Here is a 16,378-nt window from a genome sequence, read left to right on the forward strand (position 1 = left end):
TCAGATAGCTCTGAAACATGCATTTTGAAGTAACATGGGTATATACACACAAATCAATGTAAAATGCTTGAACGTAAAGGGCCTTTACAATGATTTGGATAAACACATTATGAGGAATATATTATGAAACAAGTCGTCTCTATGAGTAATATCCATAAGCGTTATGATGGCCAACAGATTGAAACACATGCATTGCAAGGTATCTCACTTGAAATTATGCAAGGAGAGTTTGTTGCTATCACCGGCCCTTCTGGCTGTGGTAAGTCTACTTTATTGTCAATCATGGGTTTAATGGATAGTGCAAGTGAAGGTGATTATCACATTGCAAAAATTGATACAGCTAACCTGAAAGTGGATCAAAGAACACAAATCAGAAACGAACATATAGGTTATGTATTTCAGTCTTTTAATTTAATTGATAATTTAACTGTATTTGAAAATATCGCTTTGCCACTTGAGCATAGAAATGTAAAAAAATCAGAAATAAAAACGCGAGTAGAAGCAGTATTAGACCAAGTAGATATGTTACATCGTAAAAATTACCGACCTAATCAACTTTCAGGTGGTCAACAACAACGTATCGCCATAGCAAGAGCTTTAGTTGGTAAGCCAGATCTTATTTTAGTAGATGAACCAACTGGTAACTTAGATAGCAAAAATGGCGATCAAGTAATGTTGCTATTAGAGCAACTTAATAAAGCGGGCTCGACTATTGTAATGGTAACACATGATAGCCGTTATTCTCGCTGTGCAAGCCGTGAAATTCAATTATTAGATGGCAACATCATTACTGAGCAACATTCTGCTGATACTGTTCAGGGGGTTGCATGAGTTTATATCAAAGAGCTTTTATCTCTGGTATAGCGAGAATCTTTTCATTGCCACGACTGAGTATTCCGCTTATTGTTACTTTAGGCCTTACTTTAGGGGCGGTATTAAGCGTTATAGCGATTTCATCAACGCTATTTTTTAAACCGCTTAAAGGCGTAAATAACGAAGATAATATTCAAACATTTCAATTTCAAATGCAGTTCAGTAAAGATATGAGTATTTCTTATTGGAATTTACGCCGTTTAGCTGACTTTAATGAAACTTATAAACATCTCGGTACTTGGGCTGGTATCTCATCGAATAATGAAGAAGCTGTTAGCATTAATAATGTGACATATTCAACAACACAATTTTCAGCCTCGGATACCATTTTAAGTGTATTAGGTACGCAATTACTTAAAGGACAAGATGTCACCATAGAGGCACCTGATGAGTATGTTTGGATCTCAAATACTTTATGGCAACAAGTATTTTCAGGCAGCGATTCAGCTATTGGCAAACAATTATCACATAATAATAAAAACTATATCATAGCGGGTATCATCGAAGATTTAATGGACGCCCCAGACAATAATGCTATCGCTTCAGAGCAAATTTGGTTTATTTCTAAGCTATCTAATTTATTAGGAAAAACAGAAGAAGGTGCAGTGAGAGATGATATAAAAGCCTTATTATTAAAAACAAGTAACCCAAATGTGCAACTGCCTTCAAAAACAGAACTAATAAAATGGCGTACACAATACATAACCAATAATACGCCTGAAGAAGAAGTCCAGGGCTATTTAGGGTTTATTAATAACAGCCCTGTAGAACTCATAACAGATAGCTATAGAAACCACTTATTAGGTTCCAGTAAAAATTTAGTATATGCATTATTTGCTGCTGTTATTGGCTTGCTTCTTATGGCGACATTAAACTTACTAAACCTATTTATCGCTCACTATCAAACCCGCAATAAAGAGTTTGCAATACAATTAAGCTTAGGTTCAAGCTTATTAAAGTTAAGACTATTAATATTACTAGAAAATTTACCTAGCTTTATTTTAGCCACAATATCAGGGCTTTTAGTCACAGGTTGGATTATAAAAAGCTTGCCCCATATTACTAATAACAACCTGCCTATGATAGACGATATATCAATTAACAATACAACATTATTCGCGTCGTTTTTGATTATTGTTTTACTTAGCATACTCTTTAGCGCATTTGCTTTAATTGATATAAATAAACAAGCCCTTGCTAATAATTTAAATAGCAGTGGTAAAGGCATACAAGCACAAACTAATCACTGGCTAAGTCGTACATTAATGGTAATACAATTAACAGTTGCTTCTGTATTATTAACCGCCTCAGTGATGATTGCCTCTCAAAGTTATGATGCAGTTTATCGTGATTTAGGTTTTGAATTAGGGAATCACTATGAAGTGTCTATGTCAGTATCTGATCCCTTATGGGCTAAAAAAATAGCGAATCCAACAAAATATCAAGGCAGTGAAGCTCAAAAAGTAAACCAAGACATAAGTAATATTATTGAGACTAATGTGACAGATAGTAAAGTTGTGATCCCAACGGGAGCACCTCTCACAAGTATGTATATTCTTATGGCATACAGTCCTGAAAATAACCCAAATAAACAAATATTATTTCAGCCGAGTTATTTATCAGTTGGATATTTTAAAGCTTTTGATATTCCAGTTTTAGCGGGTGCTAATTTATCACAAGCACAAATCGATAATAACGACAATGGTGTTGTAATAGATACTATTATGGCAAAAGAATTATTTCCTAATTTAAGCTTCCAAGAAGTCATCGGAAAATCGATTGATTTGGGTATAGAAGATGATAAGGGTGAGTCTATTAAATCTACCATAAATGCTGTTGTTGGTTCCATTCAAAGCCAAATTGGTAGAGTTAACCCTATCGTCACACCTAGAGTTTATTTTAGCCAATTTAATATAAGTGGTAATTTTGCTTTTACAGTTAACCTTCCAGCAGGTGAAAGTATGACAGCTGAGCAAATTCAAACTCAGATAACAAAACAATACCCTATGCTTAATAACTTGCAAGTCACATCATTAAAAGAGCGTTGGAATGAGCAAACCTTAAGTGAACGTCTGAGCTTTTGGTTAGTTTTAATGATGACGGGTTTAACCTTATTTTTAGCAGCGATAGGCATTGCGGGTTTGACACAAATGACAACTAACCAAAAGAAATACGAGCTAGCAGTACGTATGGCTACAGGTGCTAAGCAAAGTCGTTTATTAAGCTTCATTCTAAAAGATGCATTTTGGATGCTAAGTTTAGGGTTAGGTTTAGGTTTTATCATTTGCGTTTTTGGTTATCAGCAATTACAAACAAGTCTTACATTACTGCCTGAATTTAACTGGTTAGCTATGACAACTTTAAATATATGTTTAATCATTATAGTACTTTTATCTGTAACAGTTCCCGCTTGGCGGGTGATTAGCTCTGATCCTATGCACGCATTAAGAGAAGAATAGTAAAAGCAATTGTATTTAAGTTAAACTAAGGCAACGTATAAGTTGCCTTTTTCATTACTTATAAAAAACACGGAGCTTAGATTGCAGCAAACATCAAATAAGAATAATCAAGCAACAATACTAATTGCAGACGATGATGAAGATATCAGATTCGCCTTGGCATTATTATTATCCTCTCAAGGTTATAAAACCATTGAAGCTACTAATGCTAAAGAAGTGATCATCCAAACCAATAGACAAAACCCTGATCTCATTTTGCTAGATATGAATTTCAGTCGTGACACAACAAGTGGCCAAGAAGGGTTAGAGGTATTAGCCCAATTAAAAAATAATGATATACCCGTTATACTAATGACTGCATGGGCAAATGTAGCATTGGCAGTAAATGGTTTAAAACAAGGGGCATCTGATTTTGTAGAAAAACCTTGGAATAAAGAAAAATTACTCAACAGCATAAATCAGCAGCTAAACTTTAAAAAAATAAAACAAGAACACCAAGGCTATCAAACACTATTAAGTGAAAAACAAAGCAATAAAAATCAAACCTGGGTTTGCCAATCAGATGCCATGAAACAAATTGAGCAACTCATTGAACAAATAGCACCAACTGATGCCAATATTTTAATATTAGGTGAAAATGGCACAGGTAAATCTCAATTAGCCAAACGTATTCACCAATTTTCATCCAGACAAGATAAGCCTTTAATTTCAGTTAATATGGCGGCTATTCCTGATAATTTATTTGAAAGTGAATTATTTGGTCATCAAAAAGGCGCTTTTACCGATGCTAAACAAAATCGCATTGGTCGCTTTCAATTAGCTGATCAGGGCACATTATTTTTTGATGAAATCGGCTCTTTACCTTTTAACTTACAACCTAAGTTATTACGCGTTTTAGAAACCGGCGAATATGAAGTATTAGGCTCAAGCCAAACACAAAATACTAACTCAAGGCTGATAAGTGCCACTAATGCAGACTTATCAAAACTGGTAAATGAAGGGTTATTCCGTCAAGATTTATTATACCGATTAAATACTTTAGTGATCACTTTACCACCTTTAAGAGAAAGGTTAGAGGATATACAACCATTAGCTGATACTTTTATAGATCAGTTTTGTACTAAGTATCGTAAATCAAAATTAAGTCTATCACCTGACACAGTAAAAAAATTAAAACAACATAGCTGGCCTGGCAATATTCGAGAAATCAGCCATGCAATTGAGCGTGCAGTACTATTAAGTACAAGTGATGAAATTACATCACAAGCATTATTATTAGATAATACCACTAATCAAAATTCAGATATAAAACTACAACCACTGGAGCAAGCTGAGCGAAAATTAATCGAAAAAGCGTTATCAGTAAGCTCAGGTCAAGTAATTGAAGCAGCAAAACTACTCGATATTTCTCGTAATGCGTTATATCGCAGATTAGAAAAGTTTGGCATCAAATATGAGTCATGAAAAGTGGCTCATAACTGGGCTAACAAGCATTATTTTAATCATAACCTCTTTAGTTACGGCACTCACTTACAGCCTTAACTGGAGTATATTGGCAATCAGTACCTTAATATTTTTATTAATGTATCCATTAATTTTCTGTGCTAATAAGTATTATCAGTTTTGGTGTCAATCCATAATGCAGTTGACGACCTATACCCAAGTTTTAAAAGAAGGCGAACATAATTTAAAATATAAAAAACAAAATAAAAATAACTTATTGCTAGAGCTACAACAAGAAATTGAAGTTTTGGCTCAAACTAAGCTTAAAAACAATACGCAAAATGATACGGTTGAGAGCGTACTGAGCCATATACTAGATTCTTGGCCAATTCCTGTATGTGTATTTGATCACAACTTAAGTCTAATTTATCGCAATAGCGCGATGAACGAGCAAATTCAACAACCTATGCTAAATGGCACATCTGCATCCAGTTTAGGTTTTGAATTTAACCATGGTCAATTTAGTCATAATCAATTTGATGATAAGTGGCAAAACCAAAGTATCAGTTATTTAAATCAGTCTCAAAAACATTGGCTATATTCAGCCATAGATATTTCACAAATACTTAATGAAAACCAAACGACCACACAAAAAAACTTAGTAAGAGTACTTTCTCACGAGTTAAGAAACTCACTTACACCTATGGCATCTATGGCTGATACTTTATTGTGTAGTGAGCAACTCAACGAATCACAAACTAGAATGGTACTTGATAGAATAAAAAGTAGAAGTGAACGTTTACTTGCTTTTATTGGTCAATATTCACAACTAGCCCAGTTACCAGAGCCGCAATGTACTTGGTTTAATTTTATGGATATTTTAGATGAAGCCAAAAGCATGATGAGTACTGAGTTACAAGTCAGTTATAAAGGTGCGGCTTTATGTTATGGAGATGAAAACCAAGTTTCTCAAATACTTATTAATCTTTTAAAAAATGCCCAAGAGTCCTGTGAAAAAGACACCAGTGAAGTATCCATTACTTTATATAATCAACAGCAAAATCAAATTATTGAAATGACAGATAATGGTCCAGGATTTGCTAACTTAGACAATGTATTAACCCCTTTTTATACTACTAAGCCTGCTGGTTCTGGTATCGGGTTGTCATTATGCGATAATATAGTCCGCAACCACCAAGGTCAATTAAAGGTCTCTAATTTAGATCCACATGGGGCTAAAATCACTTTAGTTTGGCCTATAAAACAAGTTCATTAAATTAACATGTATTCATATAAAGTTTTAAACCATATAAATGAAATTGATGCATCAAGTTGGGATGCATTATTTGATGATAACCCTTTCACTAAACATGCTTTTATTTATGCGTGCGAAGCGAGTTTATCTGCGACTAAAAAAACAGGTTGGATAGCACATCATTTATTAATTTATCACAATGAAACCTTAATTACGATTATACCTGGATATCTTAAAACGCACTCATATGGCGAATATGTATTTGATTGGTCTTGGGCAGAAGCTTATAAAGAACATGGCTTAGACTATTATCCTAAATGGATCGGCGCAATACCATTTACGCCAATAGAGGGAGTACGTCTTGCCTATAATAAAACGATTTCTCCCCTGCTTTATCAATTTATTTCTACTACATTAGAACAACTAGCACAAAAGAATAAATGGTCAGGTTGGCATTTTAATTTTTGTGATAAAAAAACATCAAAGCAATTAAAACAATATAAAATCACACCTCGTTTGGGTGTGCAATTTCAATGGTTTAATAAAAGCTATCAAGATTTTAATGGTTTTTTATCAAAACTAACTGCTCGTAAACGCAAGAACATCAGAAAAGAGCGCAAAAAAGTACTAGATCAAGATATTAAAATTGAATGGCTTAACGGACATGAAATTAGTGATGAACTCATAATACAATTTGTAGCGTTTTATCAGCGTACTTACTTAAAACGTTCTGGTCATTTAGGTTATCTTAATGCTGATTTTTTTTCTTTATTAAAACAAAATATGCCAAAAAATTTAGTCATAATGACAGCTAAAAAATCAGAGAAGCTCATTGCTGCCACTTGGAGTTTAAAATCAAGCGATACTTTATATGGCCGTTACTGGGGTGCGAACGAGCAATGCGATTTATTACATTTTGAACTTTGCTATTACCAGGGTATCGAGTATTGCATTAATAATGATTTAAAATGTTTTCATTCAGGCGCACAAGGTGAACATAAAATTGCAAGAGGATTTGAGCCCGTATTTACTTACTCAAACCATAAAATCATGCACCCTGACTTTGCATTAGCGATAGATGACTTTTTACAAAGAGAAACTTTGCACATGAGGGGATATTTTAAAAACTGCCAAGCATTATCGCCCTTTAAAAAACCCTAAACAGACTTTTTAAATACCAGCAATTGATTATTCGCAGGCATATCGAAATCATTAACCAATAAAAGTCCTTCTTTTTTAGCTAAAGAAAGAATACTTTCAATATCTCTTATGCCTCTATTTGAGTCGATATTTTTAAGCCATAAATCAAACTCTGCATTACTTGGGCTGGTATACTCACCACCATATTTAAAAGGCCCATATATACACAAAATACCATTATTTTCTAAATGACGCCCTACCCCTTTAAAGAATGATTCAACTAAAGCATTACTCACTATATGCAACGTATTCGCAGTAAAAATACCATCGACAGTTTCTACAGGCCAATCTTGTGAAAAATCAAGTATTAAAGGGCGTTTTAAATTATCTAATTTATTTTTATCTATCCAAAGATTGATACCTTGATGATTTTCTATTAAATCACTTGTTTGCCAAGTTAAATAATGTAATTCTTTTGCAAAATGTACTGCATGTTGCCCAGTACCAGAACCCACTTCTAAAATCTCATGGCATTGGCTAAATGACTCTTTTAAAACCTTAAGTATAGGTGTTTTATTATTCTCGCACGCTTGAGAAAATGGTAACAACATTATGTACAACTCTTTAGAAAAATGAAATTCAGATTAAACACCGCATATGTTTTTGTCTATAAATAAATTTGTTTAAGTATAAATCTTTCTTGCCAATAATATCACTTTAGCTTTAAACTAACTCTCACCTTACGTTTACGTAAAGGGTATATCGTCAATTTAAGATTAACCGTCAATTAAAGAGTGAATTTATGCGTCTTGAAATTATTTGTGAGAATAAAACCGGAATAGCACGAAAGTTACTCGAAATTCTAGAAAGCTATGATTTGAACTTATATGCAGTTGAAGCTAATAGTAATGGCATTATTCATGTTCACTTTCCTGAATTAGAGTTTGAACGGTTTAAAAGTTTAATGCCTGAGATCCGTAAACTAGACCATGTACTTGATGTTAAAAGTGTTAAAAACATGCCTCTAGAAGCTGAGCATAATGCACTGAATACTTTACCCGACCCAGTATTTTTTATTGATTTAAAAGGGAGAGTAACCCGTACAAATGAAGCTGCTTTAACTTTAATTAATATCTCAAAAAATGAAATTGAAAATGTAATACTTAATCAATGGGTTCATGGATTTTCCTTTATAAAGTGGTTTGATGATCTAAAAGGGGTTAATAAAACGGTAAGAGTACAAATAGATGGTATCCATTATTTAGCTGAAATTTTACCAATATATATCACTGAAAATTTAGACACTAAAACACTTTCTGGTGGTATTGTTTTACTTAAGTCATCTTCAAGGTTAAAGAAACAAATAAATATATTACAATCAGATCAAATAGAACAATCAAAAAATAAACCAGCTAAAGCTATAATGACTGGATTTGAAACAATTCGTTCGCAAAGCTCTGCAATTAAACGCACTTTATTACAAGCCAAAAAAATAGCTCAGTTAGAAGCGCCTATTTTGATAATGGGAGAGGTTGGTACAGGGAGAAGACGCATAGCAAAAGCCTGTCATGATGCAAGTGAAAGAAAAAACAATAATTTCACTTCGATCTCATGTACTACTTTAGAAAAAAAGAGTTTGAATGAAACTTTATTTGGTTGTGAACAAAAAAATATTATAAGTATCTTTGAGAAAAATAATTTTGGCACAGTATATTTAGATGAAATAGCAGAACTCAATAATGAAATGCAGATTGGCTTATTTAACTTTCTAAATACTGGCACATTAAACAATAATACCAATAAAAAACTTAATGTAAGAGTTATATGCTCAAATAAAAAAAGCTTAGTTAAATTAATGAAAGCAGGAAAGTTCAGACAAGATTTATTATTTAAAATAAACACTTGTTCGTTAACTATACCTCCGCTTAGAAAAAGTAAAGAAGATATTTTAATCTTAGCAAAATACTTTTTACAGCAGTACTCTGATAAACAAGGTGAAACAGAATATACATTATCTAAAAAAAGTATTGATAAGTTAATATCTTATGATTGGCCCGGAAATGTAAAAGAACTAAAAAATATCATATTTCAAGCTGTAAGTATGGTAGATAATACAACAGAACTCAGACCTGAAATGTTAAATTTACCTTCAGATATTCTAGCGCCAAAAACCAATATAGAAACATTTAGCGATACATTGGAAGAAGCAACTAAAAAATTTCAAGCTGATTTAATTCGTCAACTTTACCCTGTTTACCCAAGCACAAGGAAGCTAGCAAAAAAGTTAGGGGTATCTCATACCGCAATCGCCAATAAACTCAAAGAATATGGTATAGATAAAAATTAATATTAAGTTAAAGTTTATTATTTATGACTCAAAGAACAATTTTAATTATTTTTTATAATGAAAAGTAAATAATTAAGCCTCTATAAATATAAAGAATCACAAACAAACTTTTGATATATTTAACTTCACAAAACTCAATACTGATAGATACAAAGATGCAAATACCTAATTCAGAACGTTTACGATTCAAACTTATGACAGAACAAGATGCGCAATTATTTTTTGAATTAGACCAAGATCCTGAAGTCATGCGCTATATTAATGGTGGCAAAGTTACCTCGATGGCAGATGTATCAAATATTTTTATTCCTAGAATGCAAAGCTACACCAACGCAAAGCTTGGATGGGGACAATGGAAAGTAACCACCATTGATACAAATGAATTTATCGGTTGGGTTTTAGTAAGACCAGTCAATTTTTTTAGTGATAACCCACAATTTGATAACTTAGAACTTGGCTGGCGCTTTAAAAAAATGATCTGGGGTAAAGGATATGCAACAGAAGCAGCAAAAAGTATCGCGTTAGCTGTTAGTCAAACAGATAACGTTAGTAAAATTTCAGCAATCGCCTTAGAAGACAATTTAGCTTCAACTAAAATAATGACTAAACTGGGCATGAAATACATCAAAACGTATATGCACACAGATCCGCTAGGAGATATTGAAGCGGTTTACTATGAAAAGGATATATCGCACTCAGTACTAGTCTAAATGAGTCATTTAATGACGAGTAACACAGGTAGTTCAATTGTTAAAGTTTCTGGCACACAAGTTTCACTTGAAGAAGGGCTTATCGCTTTCTTTGCAATGGTAATATTGATGTTAATAGTATTGCCATAGTTGTTTTTTCACTTTTACCAGAATCAGAGTTGTCGAATAAGATGCTAGCATTAGAATATACTTCAAACTTAAGCTATCATCAGAATGTTACCAAATAATTAGGTTATTTCTTACTTTCTCATTCACGACTTTCCAAAGCCGCTCTATCAAATTAATAAACATCTTTCCTGTTGTAAACCCCCTTTACGAAAAAGTGTTCCTTAATAGAAGATACAACAAAATTGTTCAGCTTACACTATAATTAGCAATTATTAATTTTTGAAAACTTTGTTGTAATGAAAAGATTGTTTTTTGCACTAGAAGTGCCCGATTTTGAAAAATGCGCAATTACTTTATGGCGAGAAAAAACTTTACCTACTTTAACCTCGTCAGTAATAACGGACAACCTACATCTTACTTTGTGCTTTTTAGGCAATACTGATATAGAGATAGAACAAAATTTAATTGCAAAATTAAATCATATTCATGCTCAAAAAATTGATTTATCTTTTACTAAAATAGGATATTTCAAAAAACCTAAAGTTTTATATATACAACCGAATAAGGTACCTGAACATTTGCTATATTTAGTACAGCAACTAAATGAAATTGCCTTGAGTGAAGGAGGAGTATTAAACTATTTAGACTATAAGCCACATATTACAGTAGCCCGAAAAACCTCTGATCATTCACATATTATTCTCTCGCCAGATATAAAAATTCAATTCACTGATATAGTACTATATCATTCTCAATGCACTAAAAATGGTTTGCGATATAGAAAGCTTAGAAACTGGCCTCTTAACTAAACAGTTTTTGTAAAGGGGGTGTACAAAAAATAGATGACAGATAATTCATCTGTATCGCGTAAATGACATAAATTCATTTCACATACACTATATTAAGTTAGTAAAAAAACGGTCTAATTTAATTAACTAATAGTGTTCAACTTAATAACTCAGATCAAAATTATACTAAGTAATAGTTATCTACGATTTATATACTAAAAATCTATGTTAAATAATTAGGAGGGTAAATGATTATTTTAGTATTTATTTATTTATTTATTTATTTTTACTTGCTATCACATCGTTAAATACCATGCTGTACATTAAAAATACGGATGTTTAGTTAGTTTGATAGTCATGTTATTTACTGTGGTATTAAAATAAATAGATTACTCTTAGATTAAATAGAAAATGTGAGATACCTATTTTGAGTTAGTAAAAAACAGATTTATACTAACTCCTAAATTATAGAGCGTGAGTTTATTTAAAACTAAAAACAATATAAAATGCAGTAAAAACAATCACTAAAAGCACAATAGCAATTAATAATGGCTGGAAGCGATTTGTTTCACTTAATTGTTTTTCCACTGCAGCAGTTTCAGTACATGCCGCTACTTTATTCACATAGCTATAGCCAGAATTCAAATATTCTTTGCATTTACTTTCTTCAGCGGGAATGGCTGTTAATTGATTATTTTTTTTAAGGATATAAAAATCCATAAGTTCACCACATTATTACTATTTTTATCAAAATGAATGTGTTTTCTCATTCATTTCATTTTTTATACATATTCCTGTAAAAAGTGTGGCATTTTAATGATATTTAGGGGGTAATATCAACTATTAATAGTAAAAAGTTAAAATAAATTTAAAAAAGATGCTCTAATGAAAAATATTTTTATCGTGTTAACCCCCTTTACAAATTAATAATGAGTGAGTGAATGCTAAATATTTATTTCCCTATGATAATCAATTAAGACGAAAGACTATGGACTTGAATAGATAGAGGCTTATACTCATGTTACTTCAAAATGCATATTTCAGAGCTATCTGAGCGCATTTTGAGGTCTCATGGTTTTAGATGGCACTGCAGATCGTAAATAGGTCCAACAACCCTTTGAGGTTAGAAACCCGTGACATAGTGTCTTATACCAATTCAGATAATTAAGTGACCACTCAGAGCTTATGAGGTTTTACAATGCTAGGCATGCCAGTGAATTCGTGGTTATTCCCTTTAGAACTGACATAACAACCGAAGTGTCAATTCTCAAAAGCTCCTTTTAGGTGAGTTTCAAAGTACTTTATGCTGCGTTATTGGTTTTGATATGGGGATAACCATTGCCTGTAACCAATACCTTGACTAAAGCACTTTTAACTCCCGCTGATTGACCATTTTATAAACGGAAATGGTATTATATGAAATCTGACAGTATTTCAATTTTGACCGCAATACATATACAAAACCAACCGTTATTTTAAATATATTACGTAAAGCAGAGCTTAATAATCGTGTGTCACAATTTTTGAGTGTAATGAAGTTGAAGTGCGTGAACTTTGGGTTAATAAAAACTAAAATGTATCTGACTTTTACAATGACAATGATTGCTTTACCGTAACAAATACAGATCGCAATTCTGATAATATATTTCTAAAAGGTTTAAAAATATGGGAACGTAAAACATTATAGTGAGCAGTAAAAGAAAAAACGACTACGTTCTTGAATTTTCTAACTTAGGTGGCTAGAATTCTACTAAACTTAAAAATTTCCTAAAATTTTTCATACATTTTTAAACTTTCTTTTTTCATTAATATATTTAAAATACTCAATATATTAAATACATTAGGACAAAATTTGAAATCTGTACTTTTTTTATTTTCCTTAATCCTAGCTCCGTATTCATCTGCCAATTTTCAAACTGAAGTAAATATTGGGGTTGCATTACAAAAGCTAAAAGAATCAAATGACATCAATATTTATGGTTTAACCTTAGAACACTTTGATAAAATACTATTAATTAAAGGGCCTTTAGCTGAAACTGCTTATTTAAATAAATCGTCATCTTGGTATTTAGCCGGTATCGATTTAGAAAAAACAGATACAACAATTGGTATTTTAGGCCGCACTCAATTTATCAATAAGAATACATATATAGAACTCGAACTCAATACCAATTTTAAAAAAAGTGATAGTTTGCAAGAGCTATCCCTTAATATGGGTTATTACCTTGATGATTACTTAAGAGTATCAGCCAGTACCAGTTTTTCAAAAGGCAATGGTTGGAATGAATTTATATTATTTTGTGCTAGAAAACTATTTCCTTTAACCAATAATCAAAATATCGCATTTGAATATGCGACAGCAATTGAAGATGAAGACTTTTTAGAATATCAATCAGCAACGCTTACGTATTACCCGGTTGATTTTGCCTTGTTATCTTTGGGTATCAGTCACAATACAAAAGAGAGAAAGGGGACTTATATAGATTTTTCTACACAATATTATTTCACAACACAATTTGAAATAAGTGCCAGTTTTGGATATACAAATTACGATGGAGTCGGTGATTTTTGGGCTTTATCTACCAGTTATCGATTTTAATTATCTCTCACCATCTTACAAAAACTAAGTGATTACTGAGTTATGTTAAATTGACTGTTAAATTTGTTTAGTATTTATAATTAAGTATAGATTTTAAAACCATGTTCTAGCCCTCACTCTCAGTAATTGCTAGAATCACACTATTAAATTGATTATTAAATAAGAGTGATGAGATGGGCAGAGCATTTGTTGTACGCCAAGTTTCAATGGAAAAAACTGCAGCGGCTAAAAGTAAAGTTAATTCTAAATATGGTAAAGCCATATACGCATGCGCAAAAAGTAGCGGTGCCGATCCTATCGCAAACTTGAGTTTGCAACAGCTAATCGAAAAAGCAAAAAAAGACCAAGTTCCAACTCATGTAATTCAAAAAGCAATTGAAAAAGCAACTGGTGGAGCAGGTGAAGATTATACACCTGCACGTTATGAAGGATTTGGTCCTGGTGGCATTATGGTTATTGTTGACTGTTTAACCGATAATCCAAAACGAACAATTCAAGATGTTAGAAATGCATTCACTAAATCAAAATCTAAAATCGGTGGCCCAGGTACAGTTGCCCATATGTTTGACCATCATGCTGTTTTTGGTTTTTCAGGCGATGATGATGAAGCAATTTTGGAAGCATTAATAATGTCTGATGTAGATGTGATTGATGTTGAAGTTGAAAATTCAAAGATATCAGTATTTGTGCCTCCTACGGAATATTTCAAAGCAAAAACGACATTAATCCAACAATTTGAAGGCATCACATTTGAAGTGGATGAAATTACATTTATTCCTCAAACAGATATTGAAATATCCGGGGATGACGTAACCTTGTTTGAAAAATTCATGACTTTATTAGACAACGCAGAAGATGTACAAAATGTATATCACAATGCCATAGTTATAACAGATCAAGCACACGATAAATGATGTTGACATGATTTTTTAATAAAAACTTTAATTAAAGCGTTTATGCAACCACTACAACCAGTATCTCTGACTGCCCTGTAAATAATCCCATGAGGAGTTCTAAATCCTCGTGTTTTTCTTGGGCTATGATTGAGCTTATCAACTCTCCTGTATTTCTTCTTCACTCAACGCCATGAAATAAGTTCCTTTTGGAAAGGAACGCATAAGCAATCCGTTGGTGTTTTCATTTATGTCTCGCTTCCATGATGAATATGAGTGAACAAAGTAGATATCAGCTTCTCGTTCCTCTGTAATGCGTTTATGCTGTGTAAAACTTATAATATTATTAAAACACAGTAAATGGCATCATACATCAGCTATAGCCTTCGTGTGCTTACTCGCTATACGATGTACTATCGTATGATGTTCTCTCAAATTTTAATTCTGTAAACACCTTTACTATTCTTTTATATTCAATAGTTCAAACCACGGTACTCATTTCTAAGTGAAATGAATTATAACATGGTTTTTTACGTAGCTTATTATAATAACTTAATTTCAATCACTTAGCTTAAAAAAACACTAATAAACATTTAGAACGTTGACCTAAAAGTACTAGGGAATTTATCATTTTAATAATGATTGAATAGTTCGCTTTGAATGAATATACTAAATAATCTGTGAATAGGTTTAAGGATGTATCCTTATGACGAATTTTTCAAATGAAGAACTTGATTTTTTTACGAGTATTTTTTCAAATGATAATGTCGAAAGGCAGCTGAGTCTTGAAAAAATAAACTTATCGGTTGAAAACGACAGTCCCTGAAAGTGTTTTTAATATTTTAGGAAACGCTAAGCTCACCTTACTTGCCAAAATAAGTCATTATCTATTATATTTTCCTTTTCAAATAGAGATGAGTGAAAAGGGAGAGTTCAAACCTATATTTGGTGTACCTGAAGTTATTGATAATCAACTTCATGAAAGAAGTTGGCGTGTATTATCACCTAAGAATGTAACTTTACATGAACATAATACACTGCAAAAAATAGATATTTTATCATTATCTAATTCAGGCTTAACGATTCAAATTAATCAAGACGAGTTAAACGGTCTGTTCCTTAAAAATACATTACTAGAAATTCATTTACCTCATCACGTCTCTATAAAGGTTACTTTAGAACCCGTTCGTATCGAAAACAATATTTTAGCAGAAAAATTTAAGCATATTGGTCAAGAAAATGAATCATTAAGAAAGTTTTTATTTCATTTACATCGTTCACAAAATAAAGAACTTTACAAAAACATGGCTGATTAGTCAGATAAAAAATAAAACATTTTTTCTTATGTTATTGATATTTCTAGATCTCATATTTAGAGTTTAACCAGCTATTATTACGTCTCAACTCTCTAATATTACCGGCCGATGAAGAACAGCCGTATTCGTATACTATCTATATTTGCCTCCTGCTTAATTTTTATATAGCTATATCTGCTATCGTTCTTCTTGTGTCAGCTGCTTATATCCATGCTACATGGAAATACGCGATTTCAACAAGTCGAAAAGCGATATAGTTCATCAAGCAATTTCCTTTCACGATAAAATGGCCGAATTATACCAATACGAGTAAGTGAGTGATCAAATTTTAATAAGGATAAATTTTCAATAACAAGGCGCTTGATTGAGTAATAGCAGGCTATTAGGATTGAAAGCAACGATGTTATTGGAGTATTTAGTTCAGTTAAATTGAGTAATTATTTATTC

The 16,378-nt window shown here is 32.1% G+C and carries 13 protein-coding genes; 11 read left to right on the forward strand and 2 right to left on the reverse strand.

The window, feature by feature from the left end; translation table 11 throughout:
* Window positions 1–123: 123 nt before the first annotated feature.
* The 5 genes from CJF42_RS10510 to CJF42_RS10530 all read left to right on the forward strand — a co-directional run bounded on the left by CJF42_RS10510 (window position 124) and on the right by CJF42_RS10530 (window position 7,191).
* On the forward strand, window positions 124–831 hold the full coding sequence (locus CJF42_RS10510) for an ABC transporter ATP-binding protein (protein WP_095366645.1): 708 nt from the start codon (window positions 124–126) through the stop codon (window positions 829–831).
* Complete coding sequence (locus CJF42_RS10515; protein ID WP_095366646.1) at window positions 828–3,332, forward strand: FtsX-like permease family protein; 2,505 nt, start codon at window positions 828–830, stop codon at window positions 3,330–3,332. Before CJF42_RS10510 ends, CJF42_RS10515 begins: the two co-directional genes overlap by 4 nt.
* Window positions 3,333–3,413: 81 nt before the next feature.
* Window positions 3,414–4,796, forward strand: a complete 1,383-nt coding sequence (locus CJF42_RS10520) for a sigma-54-dependent transcriptional regulator (RefSeq protein WP_252097582.1) — start codon at window positions 3,414–3,416, stop codon at window positions 4,794–4,796.
* Window positions 4,797–4,971: 175 nt separating this feature from the next.
* Window positions 4,972–6,051 (forward strand): sensor histidine kinase, encoded by a 1,080-nt coding sequence (locus tag CJF42_RS10525; RefSeq protein ID WP_252097583.1) that lies wholly within the window; start codon window positions 4,972–4,974, stop codon window positions 6,049–6,051.
* Window positions 6,052–7,191 carry a GNAT family N-acetyltransferase gene (locus tag CJF42_RS10530; RefSeq protein WP_095366648.1) on the forward strand — a complete coding sequence of 380 codons (1,140 nt, stop codon included), beginning with the start codon at window positions 6,052–6,054 and terminating at the stop codon, window positions 7,189–7,191.
* Here the strand turns inward: CJF42_RS10530 and CJF42_RS10535 are convergent.
* The gene (locus CJF42_RS10535; RefSeq protein WP_095366649.1) at window positions 7,188–7,781 is read right to left on the reverse strand and encodes a DUF938 domain-containing protein; all 594 of its coding nucleotides are present in this window, start codon (window positions 7,779–7,781) and stop codon (window positions 7,188–7,190) included. The two genes, CJF42_RS10530 and CJF42_RS10535, sit on opposite strands and share 4 nt — an antisense overlap.
* 191 nt (window positions 7,782–7,972) lie before the next feature.
* Between CJF42_RS10535 and CJF42_RS10540 the strand changes: the two genes are divergently transcribed.
* From CJF42_RS10540 to thpR, 3 genes are all read left to right on the forward strand, one after another.
* On the forward strand, window positions 7,973–9,517 hold the full coding sequence (locus CJF42_RS10540; protein ID WP_095366650.1) for a sigma 54-interacting transcriptional regulator: 1,545 nt from the start codon (window positions 7,973–7,975) through the stop codon (window positions 9,515–9,517).
* A gap of 155 nt (window positions 9,518–9,672) precedes the next feature.
* On the forward strand, window positions 9,673–10,227 hold the full coding sequence (locus CJF42_RS10545; protein WP_095366651.1) for a GNAT family N-acetyltransferase: 555 nt from the start codon (window positions 9,673–9,675) through the stop codon (window positions 10,225–10,227).
* A 404-nt stretch (window positions 10,228–10,631) separates the two neighbouring features.
* Window positions 10,632–11,144 (forward strand): RNA 2',3'-cyclic phosphodiesterase, encoded by a 513-nt coding sequence (gene thpR, locus CJF42_RS10550; protein ID WP_095366652.1) that lies wholly within the window; start codon window positions 10,632–10,634, stop codon window positions 11,142–11,144.
* A 459-nt stretch (window positions 11,145–11,603) separates the two neighbouring features.
* Here thpR and CJF42_RS10555 read toward each other — a convergent pair whose 3' ends face one another.
* Window positions 11,604–11,843 carry a hypothetical protein gene (locus CJF42_RS10555; protein WP_095366653.1) on the reverse strand — a complete coding sequence of 80 codons (240 nt, stop codon included), beginning with the start codon at window positions 11,841–11,843 and terminating at the stop codon, window positions 11,604–11,606.
* A 1,132-nt stretch (window positions 11,844–12,975) separates the two neighbouring features.
* On the opposite strand from CJF42_RS10555, the gene CJF42_RS10560 reads away from it, so the two are divergent.
* From CJF42_RS10560 to CJF42_RS10570, 3 genes are all read left to right on the forward strand, one after another.
* Entirely contained in the window at window positions 12,976–13,722 is a 747-nt protein-coding gene (locus tag CJF42_RS10560; protein ID WP_170940567.1) for a putative porin, read from the forward strand.
* A gap of 173 nt (window positions 13,723–13,895) precedes the next feature.
* The gene (locus CJF42_RS10565; RefSeq protein WP_095366655.1) at window positions 13,896–14,636 is read left to right on the forward strand and encodes a YebC/PmpR family DNA-binding transcriptional regulator; all 741 of its coding nucleotides are present in this window, start codon (window positions 13,896–13,898) and stop codon (window positions 14,634–14,636) included.
* Window positions 14,637–15,421: 785 nt separating this feature from the next.
* Window positions 15,422–15,931, forward strand: a complete 510-nt coding sequence (locus tag CJF42_RS10570; RefSeq protein WP_095366656.1) for a hypothetical protein — start codon at window positions 15,422–15,424, stop codon at window positions 15,929–15,931.
* Window positions 15,932–16,378: the final 447 nt, after the last annotated feature.

Source organism: Pseudoalteromonas sp. NBT06-2, from assembly GCF_002276045.1.
GTDB lineage: Bacteria > Pseudomonadota > Gammaproteobacteria > Enterobacterales > Alteromonadaceae > Pseudoalteromonas.